This window comes from Bradyrhizobium sp. URHA0013, assembly GCF_000518345.1.
In the GTDB taxonomy this organism is placed as follows: domain Bacteria; phylum Pseudomonadota; class Alphaproteobacteria; order Rhizobiales; family Xanthobacteraceae; genus Bradyrhizobium.
Window position 1 is genome coordinate 438,662 of record NZ_KI912426.1, and the last position, 14,009, is coordinate 452,670.

At 62.9% G+C, this 14,009-nt stretch carries 13 protein-coding genes; 8 read left to right on the plus strand and 5 right to left on the minus strand.

Annotated elements, in window-relative coordinates:
• Positions 1-317: 317 nt before the first annotated feature.
• Complete coding sequence (locus N551_RS0122700) at positions 318-662, minus strand: DUF1236 domain-containing protein (protein WP_027568825.1); 345 nt, start codon at positions 660-662, stop codon at positions 318-320.
• Positions 663-800: 138 nt separating this feature from the next.
• On the opposite strand from N551_RS0122700, the gene N551_RS0122705 reads away from it, so the two are divergent.
• From N551_RS0122705 to N551_RS0122725, 4 genes are all read left to right on the plus strand, one after another.
• Positions 801-1,034: a hypothetical protein gene (locus N551_RS0122705; RefSeq protein ID WP_027568826.1), complete on the plus strand. Its 234-nt coding sequence runs from the start codon at positions 801-803 to the stop codon at positions 1,032-1,034.
• Positions 1,035-1,414: 380 nt separating this feature from the next.
• The gene (locus tag N551_RS0122715; protein WP_027568827.1) at positions 1,415-2,413 is read left to right on the plus strand and encodes a TRAP transporter substrate-binding protein; all 999 of its coding nucleotides are present in this window, start codon (positions 1,415-1,417) and stop codon (positions 2,411-2,413) included.
• An 84-nt stretch (positions 2,414-2,497) separates the two neighbouring features.
• Positions 2,498-3,013 (plus strand): TRAP transporter small permease, encoded by a 516-nt coding sequence (locus N551_RS0122720; RefSeq protein ID WP_027568828.1) that lies wholly within the window; start codon positions 2,498-2,500, stop codon positions 3,011-3,013.
• Positions 3,010-4,329: a TRAP transporter large permease gene (locus N551_RS0122725; protein WP_027568829.1), complete on the plus strand. Its 1,320-nt coding sequence runs from the start codon at positions 3,010-3,012 to the stop codon at positions 4,327-4,329. Before N551_RS0122720 ends, N551_RS0122725 begins: the two co-directional genes overlap by 4 nt.
• Positions 4,330-4,378: 49 nt before the next feature.
• Here the strand turns inward: N551_RS0122725 and N551_RS0122730 are convergent, their stop codons facing one another.
• Entirely contained in the window at positions 4,379-5,653 is a 1,275-nt protein-coding gene (locus tag N551_RS0122730) for a serine hydrolase (RefSeq protein ID WP_027568830.1), read from the minus strand.
• 171 nt (positions 5,654-5,824) lie between these two features.
• Between N551_RS0122730 and N551_RS0122735 the strand changes: the two genes are divergently transcribed.
• Positions 5,825-6,742 carry an intradiol ring-cleavage dioxygenase gene (locus tag N551_RS0122735; protein WP_027568831.1) on the plus strand — a complete coding sequence of 306 codons (918 nt, stop codon included), beginning with the start codon at positions 5,825-5,827 and terminating at the stop codon, positions 6,740-6,742.
• Between the two features lie 31 nt (positions 6,743-6,773).
• On the opposite strand, the gene N551_RS0122740 is transcribed toward N551_RS0122735, so the two are convergent.
• Positions 6,774-7,667, minus strand: a complete 894-nt coding sequence (locus N551_RS0122740; RefSeq protein ID WP_027568832.1) for a LysR family transcriptional regulator — start codon at positions 7,665-7,667, stop codon at positions 6,774-6,776.
• A 102-nt stretch (positions 7,668-7,769) separates the two neighbouring features.
• On the opposite strand from N551_RS0122740, the gene N551_RS0122745 reads away from it, so the two are divergent.
• A complete protein-coding gene (locus N551_RS0122745) occupies positions 7,770-8,639 on the plus strand; it encodes an SDR family oxidoreductase (protein ID WP_027568833.1) in 870 nt (289 codons plus the stop codon).
• A gap of 42 nt (positions 8,640-8,681) precedes the next feature.
• Positions 8,682-9,356 (plus strand): NAD(P)-dependent oxidoreductase, encoded by a 675-nt coding sequence (locus N551_RS0122750; protein WP_027568834.1) that lies wholly within the window; start codon positions 8,682-8,684, stop codon positions 9,354-9,356.
• A 23-nt stretch (positions 9,357-9,379) separates the two neighbouring features.
• Here N551_RS0122750 and N551_RS0122755 read toward each other — a convergent pair whose 3' ends face one another.
• Both N551_RS0122755 and N551_RS0122760 read right to left on the minus strand, forming a co-directional pair.
• Positions 9,380-11,116 carry a bifunctional protein-serine/threonine kinase/phosphatase gene (locus tag N551_RS0122755; RefSeq protein ID WP_035961764.1) on the minus strand — a complete coding sequence of 579 codons (1,737 nt, stop codon included), beginning with the start codon at positions 11,114-11,116 and terminating at the stop codon, positions 9,380-9,382.
• Between the two features lie 55 nt (positions 11,117-11,171).
• Complete coding sequence (locus N551_RS0122760; protein ID WP_027568836.1) at positions 11,172-12,011, minus strand: formate/nitrite transporter family protein; 840 nt, start codon at positions 12,009-12,011, stop codon at positions 11,172-11,174.
• A gap of 668 nt (positions 12,012-12,679) precedes the next feature.
• On the opposite strand from N551_RS0122760, the gene N551_RS0122770 reads away from it, so the two are divergent.
• A complete protein-coding gene (locus tag N551_RS0122770) occupies positions 12,680-13,999 on the plus strand; it encodes a CmpA/NrtA family ABC transporter substrate-binding protein (protein WP_027568838.1) in 1,320 nt (439 codons plus the stop codon).
• Positions 14,000-14,009: the final 10 nt, after the last annotated feature.

A 14,009-nucleotide genomic window follows, 5' to 3' on the forward strand; every position in this document is an offset into this window, starting at 1 on the left:
GGCAAAGTGAGCTTTGACAAACGCAGGCGTCCCGGTTCCAGCGCAAGGGAGCGCCGGATTTATGATTTTGGGAGACCATAGGGGCGGGCTTTGCGGCGCGCCATAATTTTCCCGTCCGGACGAGCCGCCCAGGGACAAGATTTTTGCAGCGCAGTCCGCGGCAGCGCCTCAGCTCATGCTGATTGCGGTCAGCAGTAGGCACATGGCGTAGACGGCAGCCAGGCTGAGCCCGGCGATCCGGGCCTCTCGATACGATTTCATAACGTCAACTCCCAGAGAGGGAGGCCGCCTTCGAGGCGGCCCCCCTTACACCTGGATCAATCAATTTCCTGAACAACCGTGCGCGAGCCGGGATCGACGAGCATCACGCGATCGCCGGAGTAGACGTAGCGATACTTGGTCAGCGACGGACCCCAGTCTGCGGGAACGGCCTCGAGCTCGACATCGCTCGGCACGGCCGCGCCGACAACGATCTTTTCCTTCGTCGTCACCGGGCGAATGCGATGCTCGGTGACGTAGGATTTGATCTTGGTTCGGTATTGCGGCTCGATCTGAACCGCCGCCGCGTGGCCGGTCCCGGTCGTCGTCACGACGGTCGATTGCGCGAAAGCGCCGGTCGACATGAGGACCGCCGCGGCGGAAAGCAGGAACAACTTCTTCATCTCGTTCTCCTCGTTTGAATATGCGCCGCAACAACCCCTCATCGCCGACAGCGTTCCCGGCTCAGGGAACTAATTGCCGCTTTTTCCCGTTTGTAGATGACCGGGCTGACCGGCTCGGGCTCTGGAGGAGGACGACAAATGAAGTTGAAGATCGTAACTGCAACACTGATGCTTGCCGCAATATCCCTGCCGGCGTTCGCGGCCGACGAGTTCTACGTCGTGCAGGACGTCAAGACCAAGAAGTGCACGATCGTCGACAAGAAGCCGACCGACACGTCCATGACAGTCGTCAGCCCGTCAGGCACGATCTACAAGTCGCGCACCGAGGCTGAAACCGGCATGAAGACCGTCAAGGTCTGCACGTCGAACTGAGGAGGGATGACAAATGCCAGTTCTGATTCTCTGGGCCGTGCCGGCCGTGCTGGTAATCGGCGGCGGCATCTATCTGATTGGCCATTTGCATTAAAGCACCGTGGAGGCGAGCGGATCTGTGCGTGCAGCGCACAGGTCCGCAAGCCGTCTGCGACGAGAGGAAGAGGCCGTCCCCTCGGCCTGCCACGTATCGGCAGGAGTGCAAGTTGCAGTGCAGCAGTTCACGAAAGGGGTGGCCCTGCGACGAAGAGGACCTCCCGCGCACGCGAAATGACTTTCGTCCCGCCGACGTTTTCCATACGCTTCCCTCTCGCAAGCCGCATACCGGCTGCGCTCACGGCCCGGCGACAGGGCCGGAGCATCAAAAGGGAGGGGAGACGATGAAGCGAAGGTCATTTCTCGCGGGGCTCGGCGCGACCACTGCGGCGGCTGCGATTGGCATGCCGTCGATCATCCGGGCGCAGTCGCCGATCACGCTGAACGGCGCGGTCCAGTTCAACGACGACCACGCCTTCAACCGGGCCCTGCTCCGGTTCGAAGAGCTGGTGAAGAAGTACTACGGCAAGCCCGTCAACTTCACGCTGCACAGGAATTCCTCGCTCGGCCTCGAAAAGCAGTATTTCGAGTACATGTCGCAGGGCAAAGCCGTCGATTACGGCATCGTCTCGCCGGCTCACATGTCGACCTTCGCCAAGGCGGCCCCGTTCATCGACGCGCCCTTCGTGTTCAAGGGCATCGAGCACATGAACAAGGTCGTCGAAGCCAACATCCTGGCGCCGATCGCCGACGAAGTCGCGGCCAAGGCCGAGGTCGTTCTGATCGGCTATTCCGGCGGTGGCATCCGCAACATTTTCGCCAACAAGCCGCTCAGGACTCTCGCCGACCTCAAGAGCCTCAAGGTGCGCGTACAGGGCGCGCCGATCTGGTCGAAGACCTTTGCGGCCGTGGGCATGAGCCCGACGGTGATCGCCTATAACGAAATCTACAACGCGATCCAGAACGGCGTGATATCGGCCGGCGAGAACGAGGCGGCCGGCGTCGAGGCGATGAAGTTCTACGAAGTGGCCCCGCATCTCAACCTGACCCAGCACGCCGTGTCGATCCGGCCGATCTGCTTCTCCGTGAAGACGTTGAAGACCCTGCCGAAGGAGTTGCAGGACGCGATCATGAAGGCGGGCAAGGAGGCCGGCGACTATGGCCGACAACTGGAGTCGAGCGAGGAGGTCGTCAAGCTCGACACGCTGGAAAAGGCCGGCAAGCTCAAGCGCGTTCCCTTCGAGGAGCGGGACGCCATGAAGAAGCTCGCCGACCCCGTGATGGCCACCTACGCCAAGGAAATCGGCGCGGAAGGCATTTTCGAGAAGATCAACGTCGTCTGAGAACTGTCGCCGCCCACGCGACAGGACGTCGGGGCAAGCCGGACGGCTTGCCCCATTGCGTGATTGTGATCCCCCGGAGTCGTAATGACCGAAATATCGATGCCACCGAACCCGTCGCTATGGCGCCGAGCAACGGCGGCCTATGCAAAACTGCTGGAAATCCTGCTCGCCGCCTCTGTCGGCCTTCTGGTCATTCCCGTCACGTTGCAGATCATCTCGCGCTACACGCCCTTGATTCCGTCCTACATCTGGACCGAGGAAATGGCACGGTTCATGTTCATCTGGACGATCATGATCGGCGCCATGGTCGGCATCAGAGAGTCGCAGCATTTTGAAGTCGACGTCTGGCCTGACCTGTCACGCCGAAGCGAAGCCCTGGTGCGGATTCTCGCGCGGCTCGGCGTGCTGGCGTTGGCGGTGGTGTTCGTATCCGCCGGCATCGAGTTCACCCGCTTTGCCTGGAACAGGACGTCGGAGTTGGCCGATCTGCCGCTTTGGCTGATCCACGTCGCCTGGCCGGTTGCCGGCGTGACCTGGATCGTGTTCGCCGGTGAACAGATTGTCGACGAGATGCGGATTCTGGTTGGGGCAAATCAATGAGCGGCAATGTTCTTTCTGCCGGACAGGCCGCGATGGTCCTGTTCGGGACTTTCGTTGGCCTGCTCATCATACGCGTGCCGGTCGCCTTCGCGCTTGGCCTTGCCTGCGTGCCGATCCTGCTGATCGAGCCGCATCTGTCGCTGATGACGCTCGCGCAGGAAACCTTCAACGCCTACAATTCTTTCATCCTGCTGGCGGTGCCGTTCTTCCTGCTCACCGCCAATTTGATGAGCATCGGCGGCATCACCGACCGGCTGGTGGCGCTGTCGCGCTCGATGGTCGGGCACTGGCCAGGGTCGCTGGCGCAGATCAACGTCGTGCTGTCGGTGTTCTTTGCCGGCATCTCCGGCTCCTCCACCGCGGACGCGGCGAGCCAGTCCAAGATCTTCATCGATGCCCAGACCAAGGAGGGCTACGACCTCTCGTTCTCCATCGCGATCACCGCGGTCTCGGCCGTGCTCGCGGTCATCATCCCGCCCTCGATCCTGATGATCGTGTGGGGTGGACTGATCTCGACCTCGATCGCCGCGATGTATCTCGCGGGCATCGTGCCGGGATTGCTGATCGCCGGAGCGCAGATGGCGACAGTGCATATCTATGCCGTGCGACGAGGTTACCCGACCTATCCGAAGGACACCTGGAGGGAGATGTGCTGCGCCATCTGGCGCTCGATACCGGCGCTGCTGACGCCGTTCATCATCGTCGGCGGCATCCTGCTGGGGTGGTTCACCGCAACCGAGTCCGCCTGCGTCGCGGTGCTTTATTCCGTGGCGCTATCGACATTCTTTTACCGTGAAACCGGCGCGCGCGAACTTTACAAGGCTTTGCTCGACACCGGCCGTCTCGCGGGCGTCGCGCTGTTCTGCGTGGGCACCGCCAGCGCGTTCGGCTGGCTGCTGGCTTATTACAGGATCCCGCAGGAGCTGCTGGCCAACGTCTCGACCTGGGGCATGGGCGCGATCGGGGCCGGCTTCTTCATCGCGTTCTGCTTTCTGGTGGTGGGCTGCTTCCTCGACGCCATTCCGGCGATCATCATCGTCGGCACCGTTCTCGAACCGCTGGCGAAATCGGTGGATCTTCATCCGGTGCAGTTTGCGATCATCTCGATCGTCTCGCTCGCCTTCGGATTGGTGACGCCGCCTTATGGCTTGTGCTTGATGATCGCCTGTTCGATCGCAGGGGTGCGGCTGCGCTATGCGCTGAAGGACACGGTGATCATGCTGATCCCCATGCTGCTCGTGCTGGCGGCGCTCATCATTTGGCCCAGCGTTTCCTTGTTCCTGCCGCGCTTGATCGTGCCGGAGATGTTGAAATGAGCAAAGCTTGATCCCGCGGCTCTGATGCCGCGGGATCGGTGCATTTTTCTCAGAGATTGCTCTCGGTGATCGCAGCGTAGACCATGCTGCGCAGCTCGCGCCGGAGCGGGTAGGCGCTGGATGGCAGCACCTGCGTCATGAAGATGGTGATCAGCTCTTCGGCCGGGTCGATCCAGAACGACGTCGTGGCCGCGCCGCCCCAATTGTATTCACCGGGGCTGCCGGCGACCAGCGTCTCGGCCGGGCGCATGGTCACGGCGAAGCCGAGGCCGAAGCCGATGCCGTTGTAGGCGGCTTCCGCAAACAGCGAGCGCGACACTTCCGGCAGCGTGCGTCCACCCGGAATGTGGTTGGTCGTCATCAGCGCCAGCGTCTTCGGCCCGATCAACCTGACGCCGCCGAGTTCGCCGCCATTGAGCAGCGCACGGCAGAAGGTGAGATAGTCGGCCGTCGTCGAGCACAGCCCGCCGCCACCCGAGATCAAGGACGGCGGCGACAGGAACGAGCTCTTGGTTGGATCATCCTGCAGGGTCAGGCCCTCGCGGCGCTGGCCGGCATGGAAGGTCATGCCGCCACCCGGGTCGGCCGAGTAACAGGCAGCGAACCGGTGGGCCTTGGAAGCCGGCACGTGGAAATCAGTGTCGGTCATGCCGAGTGGATCGAGAATGCGTTGTTTCAGGAACTGCTCGAAGGGAATCCCGGAGATCTTGCCGACGAGGTAGCCGAGCACGTCGGTCGAGACCGAGTAATTCCAGGCCTCGCCCGGTGAGAACTCCAGCGGGATTTTTGCAAGGCTCTCGATCATGGTCTGGAGCGTGCCGGACTTCTCGACCTCGCCGATCTTTTCAGCGCGGTAGGCGGCATCGACGTTCGAGCGCTGCTGGAAGCCGTAGGTGAGGCCGGAGGTGTGGCGCAGGAGGTCGACGATCAGCATCGGCCGCGACGGCGGACGGGTCAGGAAGGAAGGCGCGGTGCCGGCGACGAACACGCCGAGATCCTTCCATTCCGGAATGTACTTGGCGACCGGCTCATCGATCGCGACGAGGCCTTGCTCTACCAGCATCATGAAGGCGACGCTGGTGAGCGGCTTGGTCATGGAATAGATGCGGTAGATGGTGTCGTCCTTGACGGGCAGCTTGCGTTCGACGTCGGCAAAACCCTGCACCGAGCTGTGGGCGATCTTGCCACGGCGATAGACCAGGAGATGCGTGCCCGGGAAGCGGCTGGCATCGATGTACCGGCTCTTCAGATGCGCATCGACACGGTCGAGCGCGGCCTTGGACATGCCCACGGATTCGGGCGAGGCGGGGGTGGGGGCGAGCATCAGTTCCTCCGAGCAGTTTTGTCCGGCGTTGATAGCCGAAAAGGCGGTCTCATTCCAAGCCGGTCGCGCTTAACGCCGGCCGGCTGTTTGGTGTAGGCTTCACTTTGGAACGCCTCCAAGCAGCCCAAAAGATCCCCAACGGGCCAATGAGAAAACGCAGGCAAACGCACCATGACCCAGTTCAACGAAACCGAACTCACCGAAGCCGTCGTCCGGAGCTTTGACCAGACACCTGACCCGCGCGCGAAATTCCTGCTCCAGGAATTGGTGAAGTCGCTGCACGATTACGTGAGCAAGACCGGCCTCACCTTCGCGGAATGGGAATACGCCATCGATTTCCTGACCCGCACCGGCCAGAAGTGCACGGACACCCGGCAGGAATTCATTCTCCTGTCCGACGTGCTCGGCGTCTCCATGCTGGTCGACGCGGTCAACCATCGCGAGCGCGAGGGCGCCACCCAGACCACCGTGCTCGGGCCGTTCTATGTCGGCGAGCACAAGGTGACGGTGCACGGCACCGACATCTCTCCGAACAATCAAACCGGCGAACGGATGTTCGTGCAGAGCCGTGTCACCGATCTCAAGGGCAAGCCGCTCGCGAATGTCCCCGTCGACGTCTGGCACGCTGACGATGACGGCTTCTACGACTCGCAGAAGCCAAACTATGACGAGGTCGGCGCCTCGGCGCGGGCGCGCTTCATCACCGATAGCGATGGCCGCTTCTCCTTCCGCACCATCCTGCCGTGCAGCTATCCGATTCCGACCGACGGCCCGGTCGGCGAGATGATCGTGCAGACCAACCGCCACCCGATGCGCCCGGCGCATGTGCACTTCTTGGTCAATGCCAAGGGCTACGAGCCGCTGATCACCCACGTCTTCATGGACGGCGACAAATATCTGGATTCCGACGTGGTGTTCGGCGTGAAGGACGACCTCGTCGCCAAGGTCGAGCCGCGCAACGATGCGGCGATGCCCGACGGTACTAAGGCGAACGGGCAGTGGCACCTGATGAGCTACGAATTCCACCTCAAGCCGGGCGGCGGCATGGCGCCGAAACCGCTGGGGACGAAGGCGGAGGAGCACGCCTGACCGTCAGGCGCGAGCAGCGCGCGCCGCCCTCTCATCTCCCGATAAAGGCCGCCAGCTCGTCAGGCGTCCCCATCGGAAAGGCTTCTTTCATGAAGTCGAGGAAGGCGGAGACGCGCGCGCTCAACAGCCGGCGCGATGGATAGAGCGTCCACAACGCGATCTCTGGTCCGTCGATGTCGCCCCAATGCACCAGCGTGCCGGCAGCCAGGTCGTGACTGACCAGTGATACTGGAAGGCGTGCGGCGCCGACGCCCGCCCGGACCGCATCGCGGACCATGACGAGCGATGACAGGCGAAGGACCGGATCAGTCGCGATGCGCGATTGTCCACTTGGCACCGTGACTTCCCAGCTGGTCAGCTGGTCGCCCGGTCCGCGCATGACTGCCGGCGCAGCGATACCGTCCCGCGGTCGTTTCAGGTTCGGGCTCGCCACCACCACCAGCCGATCGCGCAGAAAGATGCGTCCGACAAGGCTGTCATCCGGATCGGGATTGACCCGAATGACGAGGTCATACCCTTCCTCCACCATGTCGACGGAGCGATCTTCCGTCGTGACCTCGAGACGGACCTCCGGGTATCTGAGCGCGAACCCGGCCGCGAGATTTCCCATCGCAGTCTGCGAGAACAGCATAGGCGCGCTGATCCGCAAGCGCCCCCGCGGCCTGTCCCCACCCGACGCGATCGCTGTCGCCGTCTCGTCGAGCTCGGTGAGCAAGGCTCCCGTCCGCTCGTAAAGGGCGCGTCCTTCCTGCGTGAGTTTCAGGGTGCGCGCTCCCCGTTCGAACAGGCGCAGGTCGAGCGCGGCTTCCAGCTCCGCGACCCGCCGGGACAGGGTGGCTTTCGGGCGGCCGGCGGCCCGTGCGGCCCGTCCGAACCCGCCGTGTCGGGCAACGAGATTGAAATCGGCGAGTGCGAGCAGGTCCATTGTTCCACCAGTGAGACAGTCTGTCCAGATATAGCGGCTATCTGTTCTTTTGTGGATCACTAATTTCCCGAGTGTCTTCTGACCCAACCCGGAGTGATCCCCATGACCATCCTCGTTACCGGTGCAACCGGCACCATCGGCCGCCATGTAGTCGAACAGCTCGTCAAGCGCGGTGCCGATGTCCGTGCTCTCGCCCGCGAACCTGCCAAGGCAAACCTCCCGGCAGGCGTCACAGTCGTGCAGGGCGACCTGCTCGACGTCGACTCGATCCGTAGCGCATTCAAGGGCGTCTCGACCCTGTTCCTGCTCAACGCAGTGGTGCCGGATGAATTCACGCAGGCACTGATCGCGCTCAACGTGGCCCGCGAGGCGGGCGTCGAGCGGGTCGTCTACCTCTCGGTGATCCACAGCGATCGCTACGTGAACGTCCCCCACTTTGCCGGCAAGTTCGGCGTCGAGCGGATGATCGAGCAGATGGGCTTCAACGCCACCATCCTGCGCCCGGCGTACTTCATGAACAACGACGTCACGATCAAGGACGTGGTGACCGGATACGGCATCTACCCGATGCCGATCGGGAGCAAGGGGCTCGCCATGATCGATGCACGCGACATCGGCGAGATCGCGGCCATCGAGCTGATCCGTCGTGAGCGCGCCGCAACCCCGCTTCCGCTCACGCGCATCAATCTCGTCGGTCCAGATGCGCTGACCGGCGCGAAAGCTGCCGCCGTCTGGTCGGAGGTGCTGGGCCGCACGATCGCCTATCCCGGTGACGATACCGCCGGCTTCGAGAAGAACCTCAGGCAGTTCATGCCGAGCTGGATGGCTTTCGACATGCGGTTGATGAGCGAGCGTTTCCTCACCGAGGGAATGGTCCCCGAGTCCGGCGACGTCGAGCGGTTGACCGCGCTGTTGGGCCGTCCGCTGCGCTCCTATCGCGACTTCGTCTCCGAGATCACGGCCACTGCCTGACGGCATGGGCACGTCCCCATCACGACAACAAGGACTCCTATCATGACCTCTTCAATCGCCACTGTTCCGGTGAATCCGGAAGGCGCAACGAAGATATTGGTGCTTGGAGCGACCGGTGCCACCGGTCGCCTGATCGTCAACCAGGCGGTGGCGCGGGGCTACGACGTCACCGTGCTGGTGCGGTCCGCCGACAAGGCAAGTGACATCAGAGGGGCGAAGCTCATCGTCGGAGATGCCCGCGATGAAGCAGCCCTGCGCGAAGCCCTCAAAGGCCGTGACGCCGTGGTCAGCGCGCTGGGTACACCGGTAAGCCCGTTCCGCGAAGTGACGCTTCTCTCGACCGCGACGCGCGCGCTCGTGAGCGCGATGAAGGCCGAGCAGGTCTCTCGGCTGGTTTGCATCACGGGGATGGGCGCCGGCGACAGTGCCGGGCACGGCGGCCTTATCGCCGACAATGTGATCTTTCCGCTTCTGCTGAAGAAGGTGTACGCCGACAAGGACCGGCAGGAAGCGATCGTCAGCGATAGCGGGCTGGACTGGGTCCTGGTTCGCCCCTCGATCCTGAACAACAAGCCCGGCCGCGGCTCGGTCCGGGCGCTGACGGATCTTTCGGGCTTCCATGGCGGTAGCATCGCGCGCGAAGACGTTGCGACATTCGTGCTCGATCAGGTGCGCGCCGATACCTGGCTGCATCGGTCTCCGCTGATCACGTGGTGATACTTTGCTGGCGACACCCCTGATCAGCGCGCGTGCAGCATCGCAAGCAGGACCACGACGACGCAGGCGAGCGCCGCCGTGGTCAATTTCCAGAACATCAGCGGGTTGCGCTCCAAGAGCGGCGTGATCCGCGTGTCGAGATAGGCCGGATTGGGCGTGCGAAGCTCGAACACGAATTCGGACAGATCCTCGTGCCGCTTGTAGGGATCCGGATGGAGCGCACGTCTGAGCGCTCCGTCGACCCAGGCGGGCACGTTGCTGTCGTCGTCGGCCGGGCGATATTTGAGCCTCCGCACGTCCGCCTTGCGTCGGATCCTGGCGATTTGGGTGCCGTAGGGAAGCGTTCCCGTCAGCATCTGGTAACAGATCACGGCGAGTGAAAACATGTCGGAGCGCGGCGAGCCGCCATGCCCAAGAAAATATTCCGGCGCCGTGTACTGGACCGTTCCCAGAATTTCGTCGGTCTCGTCCTGCGGGGCCGCCTCCGCGACGCCTGCCACCTTGACCGATCCGAAGTCGATGATCTTCGCGGTGCCGGTCTTGTCGATCAGGATGTTGTCGGGCCTGAGGTCCTGATGCAGCATTTCCATGCGGTGGAAGGCGCGCAAGCCCGCGGCGATCTGCTCGACCAGTCCGCGGACGGTTTCGAGATCGGGGCGCGGATTGTCCGTCATCCATTGCCGCAAGGTCTGACCTTCGACGAATTCGGTCGCGACATAGAGATAGCCACGCCGTTTCGACTGCGACAACGGCTTCAGCACGTGCGGGCTGTCGATCCGGCGCGCGATCCACTCTTCCATCAGGAAGCGCTTCAGGTATGCGGCATTGTCGCGCAGATCGATCGAGGGAAGCTTCAGCGCGACCGGCTCCTCGGTCACCGCGTCGACGGCAAGGTAAATATGGCTGCGGCTGCTGGCGTGGATTTCGCGGACGATCCTGTAGCCGTCGAAGATGGCCCGCGGCTCCGGCAGCGGGGGAAGCGGCAGCTGGGAGGTCTGGTTGAATATTCCAGCCGGCTCACGCTGCGGCACCGCATCGACGCGGAGGATCTGGACCGTGATGTTGTCGTCACTGCCGCGCCGATAGGCTTCCTCGACGATCGCCTTCGCCGCCCCGTCGAGCTCGGCTGCATGCTCGCTGAGCGCACTGGTGATGAAACGCGCGTCGACGAATTCATAGGCGCCGTCGGTCGCCAGCAGGAAAGTGTCTCCAGTCTCGATCTCGAAACTCTGATAGTCGATCTCGAGCTGCGGATTGATGCCGAGCGCACGGCCGAGATAGGTCTGTTCCGAGGACACGATGATCCGGTGATCGTCGGTCAGCTGCTCGAGCGCCTTGCCCGCTACGCGGTAGACGCGACAGTCGCCGACGTGGAAGATGTGCGCGGTGGTCGCCTTGATGACCATGGCGCTCAGCGTGCAGACATAACCCTTGTCGCGGTCATAGGCATATTGGCTCTTGCGCGTCTGCGCGTGGAGCCAGGAATTGGTCGCGTCCAGCACGCGGCGGGCGGAGGTCTTCACCGTCCAGGATTCCGACGTGCAGTAATAGTCCATCAGGAAGCTCTTGACCGCCGACTCGCTGGCGATCTGGCTCACCGTGCTGCTGGAGATGCCGTCGGCGAGGACGGCCGCAATACCCTTCAGGCTGAGCATCGGCTCGTCCGGAACGAGGACGCCGTGAAAATCCTGATTGATGGGCTTGCGACCCTTGTCGGAATGCTGGCCGACCGAGATCTGAAGTCCGCGGGTCATCGTCATCACCGGCAAAGGGGAGCCTCACCCTGATCGGGCGAGGCTCTCCTGTCGAGACGTATCAGGCCGCGATGCGGGGCGAGGTGGCCTTGCCGGCCTGGCGCTTCGGCTTGGTCATGATGTGCGTGGTGTAGAGGGTCATGCCGGTGAAGGCGAGGCCACCGACGAGGTTGCCGAGCACGGTCGGGATCTCGTTCCAGATCAGATAGTCCATGATCGAGAACTTCGCGTGCAGCATCAGGCCGGAGGGGAACAGGAACATGTTCACGACGGAATGCTCGAATACCATGTAGAAGAACACCAGGATCGGCATCCACATCGCGATGACCTTGCCGGGGACCGATGTCGAGATCATGGCGCCGACCACGCCGGTCGAGACCATCCAGTTGCAGAGCATCCCGCGCAGGAACAGCGTCGCCATGCCGGCCGCGCCATGCGCGGCGTAGCCCAGCGTTCGGCCTTCGCCGATGTTACCGATGGCGGCGCCGACCTTGTCGGGATCCTGCGTGAAGCCGAAGGTCGTGACGAAGGCCATCATGAAGGCCACGGTGAAGGCGCCAGCGAAATTGCCGACGAAGACGAGGCCCCAGTTACGCAGCACGCCGCCGAAAGTGACGCCAGGGCGCTTGTCGATCAGGGCGAGCGGGGAGAGCACGAACACGCCGGTCAGGAGGTCGAAGCCCAGCAGATACAGCATGACGAAGCCGACCGGGAACAGCAGCGCGCCGACCAGCGGCTGCCCCGTGTTCACGTTGATCGTGACGGCGAACCATGCCGCGAGCGCCAGGATGGCGCCGGCCATGTAGGCCCGGATGATGGTATCCCGGGTGGACATGAAGACTTTGGACTCGCCCGCATCCACCATCTTGGTGACGAATTCCGAAGGCGCGAGATACGACATCGATGGTTCCTTTTGCTTCGTAAGAGAGATCGAGACGCCCTGAGTGCGCCGCTGAAGTTATTGGCCGTGCGGGGTGTCTGCCGCGCGTGGGCCGGGGAGGTTTGGAAGCCTTGGGATTGCGTCACGACGACCGAGTCGAGGAGGGCCGCGAAGCAGTTGAGCTTCCGGGATGCAGCCGCCAGCGCCTGCATCAATGCGGCAAAGCCGCAGTCTTCGTTGACGTAAATGGAGAAGCAAGTTGCGTGCCGTGTGCAAGGCTCATAAAAATCAAGTAATATCAATCAGATAGATCTTGGACTGCATCGGCTTTTGCGCTTGATGCGGCCTTTTGCTTGAGCTGTTGCACAACTGTTGTGCGCCGCACAATTATTGGGCAAGCCGCAAATTTCGCGAGCGGAACGGGCCTGCGACAGACTGGCACGCTGCCTGTAGCATATTGATCTTTCGAGATTTTCCGCGTTGTGACGCTTGGCACGAAGCTTGAATAGTTCCAGGCCGACGCCATTGAAGCCGTCCCGCGAGACTTCTCATCCGAATTGCCGACGCCACCAGACGGGGGTCTCCCCGTCGCGCGTTCGCATGCGCTGCTTCAGGCGTCGCCGGACGGACGGGCTGCTCGTGTGCACTGACGCAATCATTCTGCAACGACGCAAAGGACGATACCGCCTATGACCAAGCGCACCCGCCGGCCGTCGGACACTGGCCTCAGCCGCCGTCAATTGTTGAAGGCCGCCGGCTCGACCGCCGCACTCCTGGCCGCTGTAAAACTGAATTTCCCCGCCGGCGCCTTCGCGCAGGACGCAGGCCCCGAGGTCAAGGGCGCCAAGCTCGGCTTCATCGCGCTGAGCGATGCCGGCCCCCTGTTCGTCGCCAAGGACAAGGGCCTGTTCGCCAAATACGGCATGCCGGACACCGACGTGCAGAAGCAGGCCTCTTGGGGCACCACGCGGGACAATCTCGTGCTCGGCTCAGAAGGCAACGGCATCGACGGTGCGCACATCCTGACCCCGATGCCGTACCTGATCTCGGCGGGCAAGGTGACGCAGAACAACCAGCCGACGCCGATGTACATCCTGGCGCGGCTCAATCTCGATAGCCAGTGCATCTCCGTCGCCAACGAATATGCCGACCTGAAGCTCGGCGTCGACGCCACGCCCTTCAAGGCGGCGCTCGAGAAGAAGAAGGCCTCGGGCAAGGCCGTGAAGGCCGCGATGACCTTCCCCGGCGGCACCCATGACCTCTGGATCCGCTACTGGCTTGCCGCCGGCGGCATCGATCCGGACAAGGACATCGAGACCATCGTGGTGCCGCCGGCGCAGATGGTGGCCAACATGAAGGTCGGCACGATGGACTGCTTCTGCGTCGGCGAGCCCTGGAACCTGCAGCTGATCCACCAGAACATCGGCTACACCGCGATCACGACCGGCGAGCTCTGGAACAAGCACCCGGAAAAATCCTTCGGCATGCGCGCCGCCTTCGTCGACAAATATCCGAAGGCCGCGAAGGCGCTGCTGATGGCGGTGATGGAAGCGCAGCAGTGGTCGGACAAGGCCGAGAACAAGGCCGAGCTCGCCGCCATCATGGGCAAGCGGCAGTGGATGAACTGCCCGGTCGAAGACGTGCTCGACCGCACCGCCGGCAAGTTCGACTACGGCCTTCCCGGCAAGGTGGTCGAGAATTCGCCGCACATCATGAAGTACTGGCGCGACTTCGCCTCTTATCCCTTCCAGAGCCACGACCTCTGGTTCCTCACCGAGGACATTCGCTGGGGCAAGTACGAGGCGAATTTCGACACCAAGGCGCTGATTGCCAAGGTCAACCGCGAAGATATGTGGCGCGACGCGGCCAAGGCGCTCGGCATCGCAAGCGCGGAGATCCCGACCTCCACCTCGCGCGGCAAGGAGACCTTCTTCGACGGCAAGGTGTTCGATCCGGAAAATCCGGCTGCCTATCTGAAGTCGCTCGCGATCAAGCGCGTCGAAGTCTGATGGAGCCAGC

Coding starts and splice junctions, on each gene's coding strand:
- N551_RS0122700 (WP_027568825.1), bottom strand. CDS start 662: ATGAAGAAGTTGTTCCTGCTTTCCGCCGCGGCGGTCCTCATGTCGACC.
- N551_RS0122705 (WP_027568826.1), top strand. CDS start 801: ATGAAGTTGAAGATCGTAACTGCAACACTGATGCTTGCCGCAATATCC.
- N551_RS0122715 (WP_027568827.1), top strand. CDS start 1,415: ATGAAGCGAAGGTCATTTCTCGCGGGGCTCGGCGCGACCACTGCGGCG.
- N551_RS0122720 (WP_027568828.1), top strand. CDS start 2,498: ATGACCGAAATATCGATGCCACCGAACCCGTCGCTATGGCGCCGAGCA.
- N551_RS0122725 (WP_027568829.1), top strand. CDS start 3,010: ATGAGCGGCAATGTTCTTTCTGCCGGACAGGCCGCGATGGTCCTGTTC.
- N551_RS0122730 (WP_027568830.1), bottom strand. CDS start 5,653: ATGCTCGCCCCCACCCCCGCCTCGCCCGAATCCGTGGGCATGTCCAAG.
- N551_RS0122735 (WP_027568831.1), top strand. CDS start 5,825: ATGACCCAGTTCAACGAAACCGAACTCACCGAAGCCGTCGTCCGGAGC.
- N551_RS0122740 (WP_027568832.1), bottom strand. CDS start 7,667: ATGGACCTGCTCGCACTCGCCGATTTCAATCTCGTTGCCCGACACGGC.
- N551_RS0122745 (WP_027568833.1), top strand. CDS start 7,770: ATGACCATCCTCGTTACCGGTGCAACCGGCACCATCGGCCGCCATGTA.
- N551_RS0122750 (WP_027568834.1), top strand. CDS start 8,682: ATGACCTCTTCAATCGCCACTGTTCCGGTGAATCCGGAAGGCGCAACG.
- N551_RS0122755 (WP_035961764.1), bottom strand. CDS start 11,116: ATGACGATGACCCGCGGACTTCAGATCTCGGTCGGCCAGCATTCCGAC.
- N551_RS0122760 (WP_027568836.1), bottom strand. CDS start 12,011: ATGTCGTATCTCGCGCCTTCGGAATTCGTCACCAAGATGGTGGATGCG.
- N551_RS0122770 (WP_027568838.1), top strand. CDS start 12,680: ATGACCAAGCGCACCCGCCGGCCGTCGGACACTGGCCTCAGCCGCCGT.